This window comes from Alkalihalophilus pseudofirmus (assembly GCF_029094545.1).
In the GTDB taxonomy this organism is placed as follows: Bacteria; Bacillota; Bacilli; order Bacillales; family Bacillaceae_D; genus Alkalihalophilus; species Alkalihalophilus pseudofirmus.
This window is the reverse complement of sequence record NZ_CP117835.1, coordinates 2,700,595-2,715,645: the sequence shown is the minus strand read 5'-3', so window position 1 is coordinate 2,715,645 and position 15,051 is coordinate 2,700,595. Positions and strand designations below refer to the sequence as shown.

18 protein-coding genes are annotated in these 15,051 nt (G+C 39.1%); 14 read left to right on the top strand and 4 right to left on the bottom strand.

Going from position 1 to position 15,051, the window contains the following annotated elements; genetic code table 11:
* Positions 1 to 136 precede the first annotated feature (136 nt).
* Together PQ478_RS14490 and PQ478_RS14485 are read left to right on the top strand one after the other, a co-directional pair.
* The gene (locus PQ478_RS14490) at positions 137 to 409 is read left to right on the top strand and encodes a YlbG family protein (RefSeq protein WP_012959515.1); all 273 of its coding nucleotides are present in this window, start codon (positions 137 to 139) and stop codon (positions 407 to 409) included.
* Between the two features lie 173 nt (positions 410 to 582).
* On the top strand, positions 583 to 1,815 hold the full coding sequence (locus tag PQ478_RS14485) for an MFS transporter (RefSeq protein ID WP_012959514.1): 1,233 nt from the start codon (positions 583 to 585) through the stop codon (positions 1,813 to 1,815).
* 46 nt (positions 1,816 to 1,861) lie between these two features.
* Here PQ478_RS14485 and PQ478_RS14480 read toward each other — a convergent pair whose 3' ends face one another.
* Positions 1,862 to 2,251 (bottom strand): DUF7147 family protein, encoded by a 390-nt coding sequence (locus tag PQ478_RS14480; RefSeq protein ID WP_012959513.1) that lies wholly within the window; start codon positions 2,249 to 2,251, stop codon positions 1,862 to 1,864.
* A gap of 463 nt (positions 2,252 to 2,714) precedes the next feature.
* Here PQ478_RS14480 and rsmD point away from each other — a divergent pair, with 463 nt between their 5' ends.
* Both rsmD and coaD read left to right on the top strand, forming a co-directional pair.
* A complete protein-coding gene (gene rsmD, locus PQ478_RS14475; RefSeq protein ID WP_075682594.1) occupies positions 2,715 to 3,272 on the top strand; it encodes a 16S rRNA (guanine(966)-N(2))-methyltransferase RsmD in 558 nt (185 codons plus the stop codon).
* A 53-nt stretch (positions 3,273 to 3,325) separates the two neighbouring features.
* The gene (coaD, locus tag PQ478_RS14470) at positions 3,326 to 3,811 is read left to right on the top strand and encodes a pantetheine-phosphate adenylyltransferase (protein WP_022628269.1); all 486 of its coding nucleotides are present in this window, start codon (positions 3,326 to 3,328) and stop codon (positions 3,809 to 3,811) included.
* A 42-nt stretch (positions 3,812 to 3,853) separates the two neighbouring features.
* Here coaD and ylbJ read toward each other — a convergent pair whose 3' ends face one another.
* On the bottom strand, positions 3,854 to 5,068 hold the full coding sequence (ylbJ, locus tag PQ478_RS14465; RefSeq protein ID WP_012959510.1) for a sporulation integral membrane protein YlbJ: 1,215 nt from the start codon (positions 5,066 to 5,068) through the stop codon (positions 3,854 to 3,856).
* Positions 5,069 to 5,234: 166 nt separating this feature from the next.
* Here ylbJ and PQ478_RS14460 point away from each other — a divergent pair, with 166 nt between their 5' ends.
* Complete coding sequence (locus PQ478_RS14460; protein ID WP_289234692.1) at positions 5,235 to 6,047, top strand: patatin-like phospholipase family protein; 813 nt, start codon at positions 5,235 to 5,237, stop codon at positions 6,045 to 6,047.
* Positions 6,025 to 7,065, top strand: a complete 1,041-nt coding sequence (locus tag PQ478_RS14455) for a SepM family pheromone-processing serine protease (protein WP_289234691.1) — start codon at positions 6,025 to 6,027, stop codon at positions 7,063 to 7,065. Before PQ478_RS14460 ends, PQ478_RS14455 begins: the two co-directional genes overlap by 23 nt.
* A gap of 41 nt (positions 7,066 to 7,106) precedes the next feature.
* Here PQ478_RS14455 and PQ478_RS14450 read toward each other — a convergent pair whose 3' ends face one another.
* The gene (locus PQ478_RS14450) at positions 7,107 to 8,324 is read right to left on the bottom strand and encodes a nucleotidyltransferase (RefSeq protein ID WP_289234690.1); all 1,218 of its coding nucleotides are present in this window, start codon (positions 8,322 to 8,324) and stop codon (positions 7,107 to 7,109) included.
* A 240-nt stretch (positions 8,325 to 8,564) separates the two neighbouring features.
* On the opposite strand from PQ478_RS14450, the gene PQ478_RS14445 reads away from it, so the two are divergent.
* The 5 genes from PQ478_RS14445 (at position 8,565) to PQ478_RS14425 (ending at position 11,192) form a co-directional block, all read left to right on the top strand.
* Positions 8,565 to 9,083 carry a YceD family protein gene (locus PQ478_RS14445; protein ID WP_012959506.1) on the top strand — a complete coding sequence of 173 codons (519 nt, stop codon included), beginning with the start codon at positions 8,565 to 8,567 and terminating at the stop codon, positions 9,081 to 9,083.
* A gap of 104 nt (positions 9,084 to 9,187) precedes the next feature.
* Positions 9,188 to 9,361 (top strand): 50S ribosomal protein L32, encoded by a 174-nt coding sequence (gene rpmF / locus PQ478_RS14440; RefSeq protein WP_012959505.1) that lies wholly within the window; start codon positions 9,188 to 9,190, stop codon positions 9,359 to 9,361.
* Between the two features lie 114 nt (positions 9,362 to 9,475).
* Positions 9,476 to 10,234, top strand: a complete 759-nt coding sequence (locus PQ478_RS14435) for an enoyl-CoA hydratase/isomerase family protein (protein WP_289234689.1) — start codon at positions 9,476 to 9,478, stop codon at positions 10,232 to 10,234.
* A gap of 243 nt (positions 10,235 to 10,477) precedes the next feature.
* A complete protein-coding gene (locus tag PQ478_RS14430; RefSeq protein ID WP_075682599.1) occupies positions 10,478 to 11,059 on the top strand; it encodes an RsfA family transcriptional regulator in 582 nt (193 codons plus the stop codon).
* Entirely contained in the window at positions 11,037 to 11,192 is a 156-nt protein-coding gene (locus PQ478_RS14425) for a hypothetical protein (RefSeq protein WP_289234688.1), read from the top strand. The genes PQ478_RS14430 and PQ478_RS14425 overlap by 23 nt, the downstream gene beginning before the upstream one ends.
* Here the strand turns inward: PQ478_RS14425 and PQ478_RS14420 are convergent.
* Entirely contained in the window at positions 11,181 to 11,699 is a 519-nt protein-coding gene (locus PQ478_RS14420) for an N-acetyltransferase (RefSeq protein ID WP_012959502.1), read from the bottom strand. The two genes, PQ478_RS14425 and PQ478_RS14420, sit on opposite strands and share 12 nt — an antisense overlap.
* A 263-nt stretch (positions 11,700 to 11,962) precedes the next feature.
* Here PQ478_RS14420 and PQ478_RS14415 point away from each other — a divergent pair, with 263 nt between their 5' ends.
* From PQ478_RS14415 to bshC, 3 genes are all read left to right on the top strand, one after another.
* On the top strand, positions 11,963 to 12,859 hold the full coding sequence (locus PQ478_RS14415) for a 2-dehydropantoate 2-reductase (RefSeq protein ID WP_289234687.1): 897 nt from the start codon (positions 11,963 to 11,965) through the stop codon (positions 12,857 to 12,859).
* A gap of 17 nt (positions 12,860 to 12,876) precedes the next feature.
* The gene (locus tag PQ478_RS14410) at positions 12,877 to 13,263 is read left to right on the top strand and encodes a DUF3397 domain-containing protein (protein WP_012959499.1); all 387 of its coding nucleotides are present in this window, start codon (positions 12,877 to 12,879) and stop codon (positions 13,261 to 13,263) included.
* 101 nt (positions 13,264 to 13,364) lie between these two features.
* Positions 13,365 to 14,984: a bacillithiol biosynthesis cysteine-adding enzyme BshC gene (bshC, locus tag PQ478_RS14405; protein WP_289234686.1), complete on the top strand. Its 1,620-nt coding sequence runs from the start codon at positions 13,365 to 13,367 to the stop codon at positions 14,982 to 14,984.
* Positions 14,985 to 15,051 lie beyond the last annotated feature (67 nt).

The following is a 15,051-nucleotide window of genomic DNA, read 5'->3' as shown; positions in this document are numbered from 1 at the left end:
GCTCGCTATGTTCATTATATAATAAGTGTATCGTAATTTTTGAATATCATCCATACTTTCAGCCGGCAGATGAAGTTGCTCTCGGTGTTAATGCATGCTAGACTAAAGTAAGTAGATGAAAAAGGAGAACGAAATTATGGGGAACCGTCAAGGGATAGCTGTATGGCTGACTTCTCTTAAGTTTGCAAGGCAGCTTAGGCGTTTTGGAAACGTACAATATGTTTCTAAGAAGATGAAGTATGTTATTTTCTATTGTGACCAGGATAAAGTAGAGGAAATTACAAAAAAGCTGCAATCCTTTCATTACGTGCGTGATGTTCAACCTTCGATGAGACCTTTCATCAAGACTGAATTTCAAAATGCTAAGCCGGATAAGGCTAAAGAATATGATTATAAAATGGGTATTTAACCAGGTGATAACCTGGTTTTTTTATGTAAATTAGAAATTTAGAGATTCGAAGAGGTTCCGGAAGTTAAACTGCTGTTACAGTTTCTTTTACGCGTTAAAGGGCTGTTTTTACTTGTTGAATACTTCGTGAATCGAAATATATAATGGGTGTAATAGAAGAGGAAGTGATCGTTGTGGACGGTTGGAAACGAAATTTACGTATTTTAGTTGTCTGTCAATTTATCGTAATGAGTGCTATGACTATGATTATCCCTTTTCTTCCCCTGTATTTAAAAGAACTTGGTGTGACGAACCCACAGACGTTAAGTCTGTGGGCTGGTATTATTTTTGGGGCTAACTTTTTAACGGCCTTTTTATTTTCACCATTTTGGGGAAGAATGGCTGATCGACATGGACGAAAAATGATGATCTTACGGTCGGGTTTTGGTATGGCTTTAGTTATTAGTTTAACTGGATTTGCTACAGGTCCGGTTTCTCTTTTGATTTTAAGACTATTAAACGGGGTGATCTCTGGTTTTATCCCAGCCTCGATTGGTCTTGTATCCACTAATACTCCAAAGGAAAAAGTGGGCTATGCTTTAGGTGTGCTGCAATCAGGAACTGTAGCAGGAGCTATATGCGGCCCTTTAATTGGAGGTGTAATGGCACAGGCCTTCAGTTATCAAATGGTTTTCTTTTTAACTGGATTATGTATTTTGGTTGCTGCTTTAGGCGTGTTGTTCTTCGTACGTGAGTCATTTACCCCAGTTTCTAAGGAACAGAAAACTAGCACGAAAGAGGACTTTATAGCTGTAACGAAGCAAAAACCTGTATTATCTCTTTATTTAGTTATCTTTTTAATTCAATTAGCGATTATGGGTGTGAACCCGCTGCTTTCTTTGTTCGTAACAGAATTAACACCTGCAGAAAATGTGGCATTCTTTGCAGGGCTAGCTATATCTGTAATGGGATTTGCTAATATGATGACCGCTCCGTTTCTTGGTAAGCTGAGTGATAAAAAAGGCGCTCATCATGTTTTGATTTACTCTATGCTTGGCGTTGCCATGTTTTCAATCCCTCAAGCTTTTGTTGCAGACATATGGCAGTTAATTGCCTTGAGGTTTATGGTAGGTCTTTGTCTAGGAGGCCTTCTGCCAGCAGCTAATACACTAATACGTCTACATGCCCCGAATGGGATGGAGAGCAGGACGTATGGCTTTTCAAACAGTGCTATGTATCTTGGCACAATGATTGGGCCAATCATTGGCGGCTGGATCATAGCAAATGTTGGAGTACGCGGTTTGTTTTTAGTGTGTGCTGCAATTCTTCTTGTAAATGTAGCCATAGTAAAGCTTAAAGTTCTGCCGCCAGCAGAACGGTTATTTATGAGGGAATTTCATCAAAAAAAGAAAGCTGCTTCTCATTAGAGAGCAGCTTTCTTGCTTTTGATTTGAATAGTGCCGCGACGAATGCCTATTGAAGAGGAGGAATATAGCGGTTCATACGTAAAATACCGATAAGATATTGATAGTATAATTCGTCTTCTTTAAATTGCTTAGAATCTTTGACTGATAAACTATGGATAGTAAGGTCAAGCTCCTCTGCCATCTCTGAGAATAAATCATACCTTTGATTAGGAGTTACATCAGGGTTTGTCACGCCTTCTCTGCAAATATAGATCGGCATAAGTTTCCCGGGTGCAGCAGGCTCTAACACCACAGCTAAAGATGTTTTTTCATTGTTGCCTATTGTTGTATCTAAACGTATTAAACGGTGGATACGTTCTCTATTCAAACGAGCTAGTTCAAGCAGTTCATAAATATCAGAGTACCCCTCGCCAAGTTCTATGAATCGTTGAATCAATTCCAGTCTCTCCTTTTTCAGCAAAGCATTTAATAAATAAATTGCACGCTAATATTACAAAATATGTATTACGAATTATGTATTACTATGTATTACAAAATATGTATTACAAAATATGTATTACAAAAACAGAAAAACAGCACACAAAAAATGTAGCATGTCTTCATTGGAATGTCGAGACAAAAAAAAGCCTCGTAAGATGAACTTACGAGGTGCCATGTAACATACCTATGTATGTACTAGGCTATGGGAGAGGAGAAACCGGAGGAAGAACTTATGGGGAAACGTAAGTCTTCTCCGCGGTTGTCGCAACATTGAATCAATGCCGCTATCTGTCATTATGAACAAAACATTTGGGCAATATACATGATGTATTAAAAAAGTTAGATGATCTGATAGTGCTTGTTTAAGGGGATTTATGGTAGGATGATGAAGAATGGTTAAAGAAAGTTAGGTGGATAGTATGAGAGTGATTTCTGGCGAAAAAAAAGGCTTGTCAATAAAAGCTGTCCCTGGCGTGTCAACTAGACCAACTACGGACAAAGTAAAGGAATCCATTTTTAATATGATCGGTCCTTACTTTAACGGGGGACTTGCCTTAGATTTGTATGCAGGAAGCGGAGGTCTTGGGATCGAGTCTCTTAGCCGCGGGGTAGAAAAAGTAATATTTGTCGATCAGGATAGGAAAGCTGTCCAAACAATAAAAGAAAATCTTAAGCAGTGCGGGTTAAGTGAGCAGGCTGAGGTATATCGCAATGATTCAGACCGTGCACTTAAAGCATTAATTAAGCGTGAGCTGGCATTCTCGCTTATCTTTTTAGACCCTCCCTACGCAAAACAAAAGCTTTCCTCTGACATCAGTATCATCAGCGATCATGGTCTCTTAGAGAAAGAGGGTATGATTGTATGTGAACATGATGCCAAAGTAGAAATGCCTGATAAGATTAATGAATTAACGCTGATTCGGGCCGAAACATATGGAGATACGACCATCACAATTTTTGAGTATGATAAGGATTAATTAATTCTTATGTAAAGCAACCGCTAATCAAAAAAAGTCTAGGGGGTAAGGAAATGGCTAGTATAGCAGTTTGTCCAGGGAGCTTTGACCCAGTTACTTATGGGCATCTAGATATTATTACTCGAGGTGCTAAGGTTTTTGATCAAGTTATTGTTGCAGTTCTACATAATCGAAATAAGCAGCCTATGTTTTCGGTTGAGGAAAGAGTACAGCTGTTAAAAGAAGTAACATCTCATTTAGACAATGTGGTGATTGATTCATTTAATGGACTTCTCATTAATTATATGCAAGAGAAAAAAGCAAACACGATTATCCGGGGGTTAAGAGCCGTTTCTGATTTTGAATATGAAATGCAGGCTGCCTCTATTAATAAAAAACTCGGTCCTGAAATCGAAACCTTTTTTATGATGACGAACAACCACTATTCATATTTAAGTTCGAGTATTGTAAAAGAAGTAGCTAAATATGAAGCAGATGTTTCAGATATTGTGCCTGATATTGTAGCAGAGGCGTTAAAGAAAAAGTTTAAAGAATCATAAGCAAAAAGAAAGCAGACCTGAGTAATTCTCTGATCTGCTTTTTTATATGTGCTTTATGGCCCGATTAGCTTTTAACAGGATATAGATAATAAGAGTGATAAGAGTAAATATGGAACCATATTCAACGACAAGCTGCCAGATCGGGTGAATCCTTTCTGATTGATCGATGAGAAAAACAGGAATGACTCCCCACTCCTGGGTACTTTGCTGATTTACATAAAGGGGCTCCCATAAAACTAATGCAAAACAAGCTGCAAAAAAACCATGAATGATTCGTGCTAAGAAAAATGGCTTAAAACGAATATCTGTATCCGCTAAAATACTGGCAACCTGAGCTTGGATGGAAAACCCGCTAAAAGCAAGGAAGAAGCTGGTGACAATGATTTGATGCAGGAGCATGGTGTCAGTACTCTCACTAGTCTTCTTAGCTCCAAGTGTTATTTCAAACAATCCCGAAATAAAAGGGATGCTTAAATCACTTGGTAACTTGAAAAATGTCAGTATAATAGAGATTAAGGCGGCAAGAATGGATGTTATTCCAATTAATAACAGCAATTGATTTAAAACGGAAAATAAAATGATAAAACCGCCGATCATTAACAAGGTCTTGACAGAGGACTGCACGGCATCTCCTAATAGTTTTCCAATAGGACGGCCATCTTTTAAGCGTTCTTGATGCAAAAGGCGAAGAGCCTCTTTTATAGAAAGACTGCTGCTTTTAGCATTGCTGTCTTCTTCTTGGTCACGACCATGAAAGCGAAATAGCAGCCCGACACAGATATTACCTAGATAGTGAGCAAGTGCAAGCACAATACCTAATGCAGGGTTATGAAAGAAACCTACAGCAATGGCGCCGAATATAAAAAGCGGGTTAGAAGAGTTCGTAAATGAGACGAGGCGTTCGGCTTCTATTTGAGTCACTTTTCCTTCTTGTCTAAGGCGGGCAGTCAGTTTAGCACCTGCAGGATTTCCTGATGCTAGCCCCATCGCCCATACAAACCCTCCAACCCCCGGCACGCGAAAGAGGGGTCTCATTAATGGCTCTAAGAGTGCCCCGATAAATGAAACAACACCAAACCCTATTAATAATTCAGAGACAATAAAAAAAGGCAGCAAGGATGGAAATACGACATCCCACCACATCGTCATTCCACGAATCGATGCTTCAAACGATTCTTTTGGAAAAACCATAAGTGAGCCTGCAAGAAATATAGCTACAGCTGCAAGCAGAATTGTTTTCATTTTAGAAGAATACATCGAAGGGGCAGCCTCCTTTTAATTAAAACGCTGGTCTTAAATGTTGTATATCGGATTAAGGCATTTTTGAATTCTTGTCCATAATTAAATATACGTATAGAGGCTTGGTTTAGACCATATGATTGAAAATGAACAGGGGAAGCCGTAAGATAGGAGAGGGTATAGTATGGAGAAGTCGTGTCCTAAAATCGGTCTCGCACTCGGTTCAGGAGGAGCAAGAGGATTTGCGCATATTGGTGTGTTAAAAGCATTCGAAAAAGAGAGGATACCCATTCATTATCTAGCTGGGAGCAGCATGGGGTCGCTTGTCGCAAGCTTGTATGGTATTGGACAAACAACGGCTTCAATGGAGCGTTTTGCATCCATGTTTAGAAGGAAATATTATATTGACTTTACTGTGCCGAAATTAGGGTTTGTAAATGGTAACCGCGTAAAAGAGCTGATCCGTTTATTAGCCAAATCTAAACACCTTGAACATACGGATATTCCGGTTGCTGTAATCGCTACTGATTTGAAAAAGGGAGAACGTGTTGTCATGACAACAGGTCCGATAGCCGAGGCTGTCAGGGCAAGTATTGGGATACCGGGGATTTTTGTACCAGAGCAGCGCAATGGTCAAGTGCTCGTTGACGGAGGGGTGATTGATCGTGTCCCTGTATCAGTGGTAAAAGAAATGGGAGCAGATATTACAATAGCAGTTGATGTGTCCTATTTTAGACAGGAATTAGAGTTTAATTCTGTTTATGATGTCATTATGCAAAGCATGGATATTATGGCACGAGAGATGATGAAACCAATGGAGCTTGATTGCTCAGTTATGATTAGGCCTATTGTTACCCATACAAGCTCACTAGATTTTTCTAATGTCGAGAAGTTAATTGAGCGGGGGGAAGAAGCCGCATATGAACAAATGCCCAAGATCAAGCAGATAATAAACGACTGGAAGGGGCACGGGAATGAAGCAGACAAAACAGAGTAACTGGATAAAGTGGCGCTGGCCGATATTAATCATTTTATTATTAGGGTTGTATTTTACTCCCCTGCCGTATTACTATTCTCAGCCTGGTGATGCCTTAGTATTAGATGATGTCATCTCAGTAGATGGAGCAAGTGAAGAAGCCGGGGGATCTTTTATGCTTACGACAATAAGAATGGGAAAGGCAAACCCTATTTTTTATGCGTGGGCTCAGTTCAGTCCATATCGAATTCTTCATCCAGAGAGTCAGCTTCGATTTGAAGATGAAACAGATGAAGAGTATCAACATAGGCAGCTGATGATGATGACTGATTCACAAGAGGTAGCAAAAATTGTAGCTTATGAACAAGCAAATAAAGAAGTAAGCTATGAATACTTTGGTGTGCTGGTCACTGTATTAATTGAAGGAATGCCTGCAATTGAGGTATTAGAGCAAGGAGATCGTATCCAACAAGTAAACGGAGAAAGTATTCGGACGGCTGATGAATTGATTGATCGTTTAACTGGATATGAAAAAGGCGACAATGTAACTCTTACGATTGAAAGAGAAGGAGAGTTAATGGAGGTAACGGTTGGTTTTTCACACTTCCCTGAAGAGATGAACGCACCAAGTGATCGAGTGGGGATCGGGATACAAGCCCCCGTTACGGATCGAGAAGTTACTTTTTATCCTGATGTACATATTGATACAAGCCAAATAGGGGGGCCATCTGCAGGGTTAATGTTTTCTCTAGAAATTTATGATCAACTAACAGATGGCAATCTGACGAAAGGATATTTAGTGGCTGGTACTGGAACTATCAGAGAAGACGGGACGGTCGGACGAATCGGCGGAGCTGCCCAAAAAGTAGTAGCGGCGGATAGAGCAGGTGCCGATTATTTTCTAGCACCGTTTGAAGACGGAGCAGATGATTCAAATTACAATGAAGCGGTATTAGCTGCAGAAGATATTGGGACCGACATGGAGATTATTCCAATTAATCGTTTTGAAGAAGCCATTGAATTCCTAGAATCTTTATAAGAAGAAGAGGACTGCTGACGCTTGCCAGCAGTCCTTTTTATTTACTTAATCATAATAGGCGACATAGTGTAGTCTCTTTTTAAAGCTGCTATATTCCCTTTCATAGCTAATGGAGAGGCATATATTTTCCCGATACGATCATCTTGCGCGGCCATCGTTCCGCGAGCTTTGGCAAAGCGGCTTAGAAGAGGGCAGTCTAAGTCTTTTTTTATGAGGTTTACATATTGTTTCCCTTTAGGATTCATACCTAGCAGTCGAATATAGGGAAGCGGTTCGGTCGTTATCGCTTTCATTTCTTGTTTTGTCGTATTTGTTAGAATGTGGGTTAACAGCCTCTGAAGTCTTGTCCAAGTATAACGTTTCGTTTTTAAGGCTTCCATCCATTCATTGAAATTTGATGCGTTACTGATTGTATCTTTCACTCTGTACTCCAAGCCTTCTTCACATTCATATATTTCACGAAGCTGTTCGATACTGCTTCGTTCGATTTCAAACTGGAGTAAAGGAAAATATAAATCCCAGGAATGGAACGTTCCGTATTGATGTTGATAGCGCTCTAATATATTCATGCTTACATGCGGAACGACGTGTTTGATGCCAGTCAAATCACCTTTTTCTGACATCACCTTCTTCCGAATACTCGTTGCACTGGCGATAGGATGATCGGTCACTTTAGGGTCATGGTAGTTGGCGCTAGTCCTTTTAGTTGTCTGTGTCTCTATATTGAAGTCAGAATCAATGATAGCTTTTGTGTAATGATAACCTAGAATGTTATTAGGCTCACTCAGTGACAGAATAGAATCATGTTGATCTAGACTGTTAAACGCTTCCATACAGGCTCTTGGGTAGCTGACTCCGGCTTGGAGTTGATTTCGTACTAATTCATCCCAAGCATCTTTATGTGTATGCATAAAGTTGACGAGACGAATGAAAGGCTCGATTTCTCCAACTTCACTCCCGAAATTAATACAGTCTACTTTTAAATGGTTCAGAATACGCACAGCTCCTTCTGCAAAGGTCTGCGCTTTTTGAGTAGAGTATGCATACGGTAGTTCCACAATAACATCTACACCTGAATGAAGCGCCATTTCAGCACGCTCCCATTTAGAGATAATAGCAGGCTCCCCTCTTTGCAAAAAGGACCCGCTCATAACAGCCACTACTACATCGGCTTGACTCATCCGGCGAGCTTCTTGTAGGTGATAGGCATGTCCATTATGCAACGGATTATATTCGACAACGACCCCAACAGACTTCATTCAAATCCCTCATTTCAATGTCTTACTCAGCTTTCTTTACTAAGCTATCACAACATGGTACAATATGTCTTATTGCGAAGATTAAACGAAAAAATATTCGTTTAATCTTTTTATGTGTTTTCTTTGACTACATTATCGGTTTGTTGCCTATATTATAGACAAAACTGTGTAAAGAAAAAAGGTTGACAAACAAATAGCGTAAGTCTATAATTACTTTTGTTGCCCAAGAGGTGATTGATCATGAAATGGACATTGCAACAGCTGCAAATTGCTAAGCATAAACCTTTTATTTTTGATGAAACGATCGATTTATCAGATTTAAAAGAACAAAATGCTGAAATTCGCAACATATCTCCTATTCGAGTTCAGGGGGAGTTGACTTATTCAGGTCAGCTTTTAACGTTTAGCCTTCATATTACTGGAGAATTAACGCTTCCTTGTTCACGAACATTAGTGGATGTTTTATTCCCAATAGATCTTAAGGTGATTGAGCAGTTCCGACCTGAGAACGCGTATCACATTTCAAAAGAAGATCATGAAGAAGCGAATGTCATTACTGGAGACCTGGTAGATTTAACACCAGCGATTAAAGAGTATATTCTTCTTGAAATTCCGCTTCAAGTGTATGCTGAAAATCAAGAGGATCCACAAGCTCCCCCTTCAGGAAAAGGATGGGGAATTGTGACTGAAGAAGATCAAGAAAAGAAAGTAGATCCGAGACTTGCGGATCTAGCGAAATTTTTTGATGACAAGAAGTAAGAAAATCGAAGCACCGACATTTGCTCGGCCCTTCATTTCATACAAGCTAGCTTTCGTTTAATATGAACTAGTAATCATTTAAATCCTGTAAGGAGGTGGGAATGATGGCAGTACCTTTTAGAAGAACTTCTAAAACTCGCAAAAATAAGCGTCGTACTCACTACAAATTAGCAGTACCTGGCATGACTAAATGCCCTGAGTGTGGAGAATTAAAACTTGCTCACCGCGTATGTAAAGAGTGTGGCTCATACAAAGGCCAAGACGTAATCAGCAAGTAATATTGACGTGATAACAACGTATAAGCAAGGAGCTTTTAGCTCCTTGCTTATTTTTTTATGAAAAGGAATTTATGAGAATTTGTCGAATCAATGTTTTAGAAGGGGGAATCAACAGTGAAGAAAGTAAATATTGTACAAGAGAATGAGGTTACATGGATTATATTGAATAGAGAAGAACTTAGAAACGCAATAGATGAAGAAGTGATGGATGAGCTCTTGCAAGGACTCAAAATAGCTCGAGATGACGATAGTAAAGTAGTCATCTTTACCGGAGAAGGCGATACGGCCTTTTGTTCAGGCGGGGATCTCTCTGTATTCCATAAGCTGAAGACAGAGGAAGAGGCCTTAGGGATGTTAAGTAAAATGCGAAACGTCTTAGAAGAAATTTTCTTCTTTCCAAAGCTTACTGTGTGTGCGTTAAACGGTGTGGCAGTCGGGGGAGGCTGTGAATTAGCATCTTCTTGTGATATTAGGATAGCTGCTCCTCATGTTAAAGTTGGTTTTATTCAAGGGAAGCTTGGCATTACGACAGGATGGGGTGGTGCGTCTATGCTATATGAGAGACTTCCTCAGCCAGCAGCGATGGAAATGTTAATGACGGCGAAAATATATAAGGCAGATGAAGCGAGAGCGCTTGGTTACCTGCAAGGTATTATTTTAGGAGAACCTTTTAGAAGCGGAGTGCTTGAGTGGCTCACTCCATATATTGAGTTAGAAAAAGGAGTCCTAGAAGCATATAAATCTAGATTTACAGGTAAGCTGGATCGAAAAGCATTTTCAAGCAGAATGCGGGCAGAAACCGCAGAATGTGCGAGACTATGGGAAACAGATGCTCATCATCAAGCAGTAGATGCTTTTTTAAATCGTACATAATAGGTTTGTTATAGAATAATTAAACACTTGGCGAATAGAGTTCATATAAGTAGGACATAATCTCTTACTAGAACAAAGTCTATCTCCTCTAGTAACTGCATACTATCAATTAAGGATTGCGCACTATGGTTAGCGTACGATCATTTACGTACCGTGGTTTGCACAGATTGGTTCGTCTATTAATGAATCAACGCATTAATGAATCAACATTAATGAACCAATGAAAGTAAAGGAGGGTATTTGATGACAACTATTCGTCAAGATGCTTGGAGTACAGATGAAGATTTAATATTAGCAGAGGTTGTCCTACGACATATTAGGGAGGGCAGCACTCAATTAGCGGCCTTTGAAGAGGTAGGAGAGCGCCTTTCTAGAACGAGTGCTGCTTGCGGGTTTCGCTGGAACTCTGCTATTAGAAAAAAATATGAATCTGCTATTAGTTTAGCTAAGAAGCAGCGCTCTAAGGCAAAGGTTGCTGCAGAGCCTTTTGAGGCCAGTGTTGAAGAAGAGATACGTACTGATGCTATAGGAGATTCTATTCAAGCAGCTGAGCCGCACAGCCTTGAAGAGAAAGATCTTACTATGGAAAAAGTCATTACATTCCTTGAGGCTTACCATCAAAATGATAAGAGTATCGAGAATGTACAGATGATTAAACGGTTAGAAAGTGAAAATGCTGAGCTGATTAAAAAAGTGGAGAGACTTGAAAAAGAAAAGAGAATTATTGCTGAGGATTACAAGGCTTTGATTGGGATCATGGACCGAGCTAGACAGCTCTCATTTTATGATCAGGAGCCCAGAAATGTGGCCAGGTCTACAAAATAAAAGAAGCGATCCAAGCGGATCGCTTCTTTTGATTAGTGTGATTTGGTCGAATCATTATCAATTAATTTGCTTGCAATTAAAACGCTTGCAATTAAAACGCTTGCAATTAAAACGCTTGCAATTAAATAGATGAAGAAGATTCGATGGTTGGCATCTCAGGAGCAGCACTTACTTGTTCTTGCACACCTAAAGGATACCATACAAACGGGCTTTCTCCACGGTCACGGCTTGGTTGGTAAGTTGATGATTCAAAGCCCATGCGCTCCCAGAAATCGCTTGATCCTTGACGGGCATTTGTTTTAATAGGAAGTTTAAAGCTTTTAGCAAAGTCAACAAGAGCCGAACCATACCCTTTTCCTCTATATGGCTCTAGTACTTCTAGCTTCCATAATTCAAGGTAGTCTTGTTGAGGCTCAAAATAACGGTCAAACTTACCTTCAATACGATAAAGGCTCATTCGTGCTACGAGCTTCTTGCCAAAATAGATTCCATAAAAAGGTGACTCGCTGTCATTTTCAATAATATTGGCTTCAAGATCATCTTTCATCGAAAGCTCTGCTGCTCCAAATTCACGGAAGTTTTTAAATTCCTCAAGTGTTTTATAATTAACAAGTAAGCGTTGAACTTCAAAGTGTGTCATATCATTTCCTCCTTATGAAAAGCTTCATTGTTGTTGATCGGTACCAAAATGTTTTTCTGCAAAATCAAATTTTGATTCCAACCATATAGTTGATGCATGGAACTTCTACTTATATTCTACTACAAAATGTAATGTAAGCGTTATAAAAACTAAAAATTCTGGCCCTTAAATAAAAAGAAATAATATTCAGAAAAATAAAAGTGTGTCTGAATTATGGATGATTATGGTACAATTTGAAAAGAATTATGAAAAAGGTGAGACGAATGAAGGTGCATTTGGTAGGTGGAGGAGCTATAGGGTTACTTTGCTCCTATTATTTAGCGCGAGCTGGCAAGAATATCAGCTTGCTTACACGTACAGCAGAACAAGCTGAAGCAATAAAAGAAAAAGGCATAACCGTTATACATAAGGAAAAAGAAGAAACGGTATCTCTTCATGCAATGCCATTAGATGAGTGGCGCGATCAATCAAGTGATTGCCTTATCCTTGCAGTAAAGTCGCATCAGATCACATCTGTTTTAGAGATAATAAGAAACAACCGTATTAACTTCGATCATATCCTTTTTTTATCTAATGGTATGGGACATATACCCGTTATCTATGAATTGCAAACGGATTCCAAAGCAGCTGTTGGAGTAGTAGAGCATGGGGCTGTCCGCAAATCTCTTACAAGCGTGCATCATACTGGTGCCGGCAGAATTAGATGGTCACCTATTAATTTTTCAAAAAAGGAATTAGACCCATTATGGGAGAATACTAGTTCTATCGGATTTCCGGTGAAAGCAGAAACTGATTGGATGGATATGCTTCAAACAAAGTTAATCATTAACGTTTGTATTAATCCGCTAACCGCTATTTTAAAAGTGAAAAATGGTGTTCTGCTTGAAAATTCATATTATAAAGATCTTGTAAGGCCGCTGTTTAATGAAGCCATGAGGATTTTAAATAGAAATGATTACGACGAGATGTGGTCGTTGTTAGCGCAAGTATGTGAAAAAACAGCTAGTAATCAGTCTTCGATGTTAACTGATCTTTTAAAGGGAATTCCAACTGAAATTGACAGTATCACTGGCTATCTCATAAAAGAAGCAAGAAAAAATAATGTTCCTCACCCATACATCACATTTGTCCATCATGCTGTTAAAGGGTTGGAAGTTTAAATGGAAGGAGGAAAACCATGACAACTGCGTTTGCATGGCTGTTAGCAACCGTAATTACGCTGCCATTGTTGGGGTGGTATATTTTTTATATTGTTACGGTGAAAATGACAAAGAACAAATCTAGGGCTATCCGTCTTGCTTCAGATGTGTCTGTGTTATTTTTTGTGGCCGCTGTATATTTTATTATTTTAGAAATCTGGTCCAGGTCTTTCTTTTGGCTATTATTAACTGTATTCTTTTTAGTTGCACTTATCTTTACCATAATTCATTGGAAAGTCGCAGAGGATATCCATGTGAGGAAGTTGTTTAAAGGCATTTGGCGATTTAATTTTTTATTGTTCTTCTTTTTGTACCTCGTTTTAAGTGGATATGGATTAATTACAAGACTCATTTATAGTTTATAATGAGTCTTTTTCTTTTTGGAAATTGAAGCTTATAATTTGGTGTGAGTGCTTTACTTTGCTATTATAAAGGATGATTACATAAACGAAGGGATGTCTTTTCAATGGAAGTTAAAGAAATGGACATTGCAGCGAAGTCAGGGTTTTTGTTTGATTACTTAGAAGGTCATCCAAGCATAGGGGATTGCTTTGATTATTCTCAAACAGATAATGAACGATTTAAAAAACGCGTTCGAGACCTTAAGGCTCGTTCTTTTCCAAGAGATGCACTAGTAGAACATTTATATCAGACTCACAATGAACTGCCGTACAATCATGCGGTGAAACAAAATATAGAAAAACTATTAGATCCACAAACAGTAGCTGTAGTTGGCGGTCAGCAGGCAGGGCTTTTGACAGGTCCTCTTTACACGGTATATAAAGCAATGACGATCATTTTACTTGCTAAGGAACAAGAGCGTGCATTAGATGTTCCTGTCGTACCTATTTTTTGGGTGGCCGGGGAAGATCACGATCTAGAGGAAGTCAGGTTTGTGTATACAAATAACGGCAGCGCGTGGAAAAAATCAGGTCTTGATATCGTTGACAACATGCAGTCATTATCTAAGACCAATTTACCTGTAGATAAAGTATCTAGATGGCTCGATGATGTGTTTAAAACCCTGCCGGAAACGGATTATACGGAAGACTTAACTGCTCAAATAAAAGGATATCTTGAAAATAGTCATTCTTTTGTAGATTTCTTCTCTATATTAATGAATTGGCTATTTAAAGATGAAGGGTTAATATTGCTTGATTCTGATCACCCTGCCCTAAGAAAAGTTGAGACCGATTATTTTATGGCAATGGTTGATCAAGTGGAAGAGCTCCAAAACGCTCAGGCAGAAGGGGAAAAGAGATTTAGTGAAAAAGGGTACGGGGATCCCATCTCAACTGACAAGGAAAATGCTCATCTCTTTTATACTGTGAAAAATGAGCGTAAACGTTTAGATTATAAAGATGGTTCCTTTTATGTGAGGGGAACAGATATCCAACTTTCTAAAAGTGAACTCGTCGATCTAATAACCAAACATCCAGAGCATTTTAGTAACAACGTAGTAACCAGACCCATAATGCAAGAGATGCTCTTGCCGGTGTTAACTTTTGTTGCTGGTCCTGGAGAGCTTCGCTATTGGGCGACATTAAAGCCTGCTTTCACTCTTTTTAATTTGAAAATGCCGCCGCTCACTCCTAGAATGCAAATGACCATTGTTCCTAGACATGTGCAAAGATGGGTGGAGGAATGTGGGTACTCCTATGAAAGCCTCCTAACTGGCAAGGCAATGGATATGAAATCAGAATGGTTAGAGGCGATTGAGGACTACCCAATAGAAGAAGTTGTTACTAAAGCAGAACAATCGATACGCGATGCTCACAAAGATATACAGCTCTTAGCAAATGAAATGGATGACACCCTTCATAAGCTTTCGCAGAAAAATGAAGTAATGATTTTAGATCAACTTGACTTTATAAAAAGAAAATTAGAACTTCATCTTGAACAAAAACATAGTAAGGCGCTTTCGAAATTTGACGAAGCTGACTCTTGGCTTTATCCGTTAAAACGACCGCAAGAACGCGTGATTCATCCCATACTTTTACTAAACTTAGCTGGTTATGATGCAATTGGCCGAATAATGAAACAAAAATTGTCATTGAATCCAACGCATAAGCTTGTCTTCTTGTAAAAAACTGTTTGAAGACACCGTCGAAAGAATGAGAACGAAAAATCCTGTCAAGCGGCAGGATTTTTTT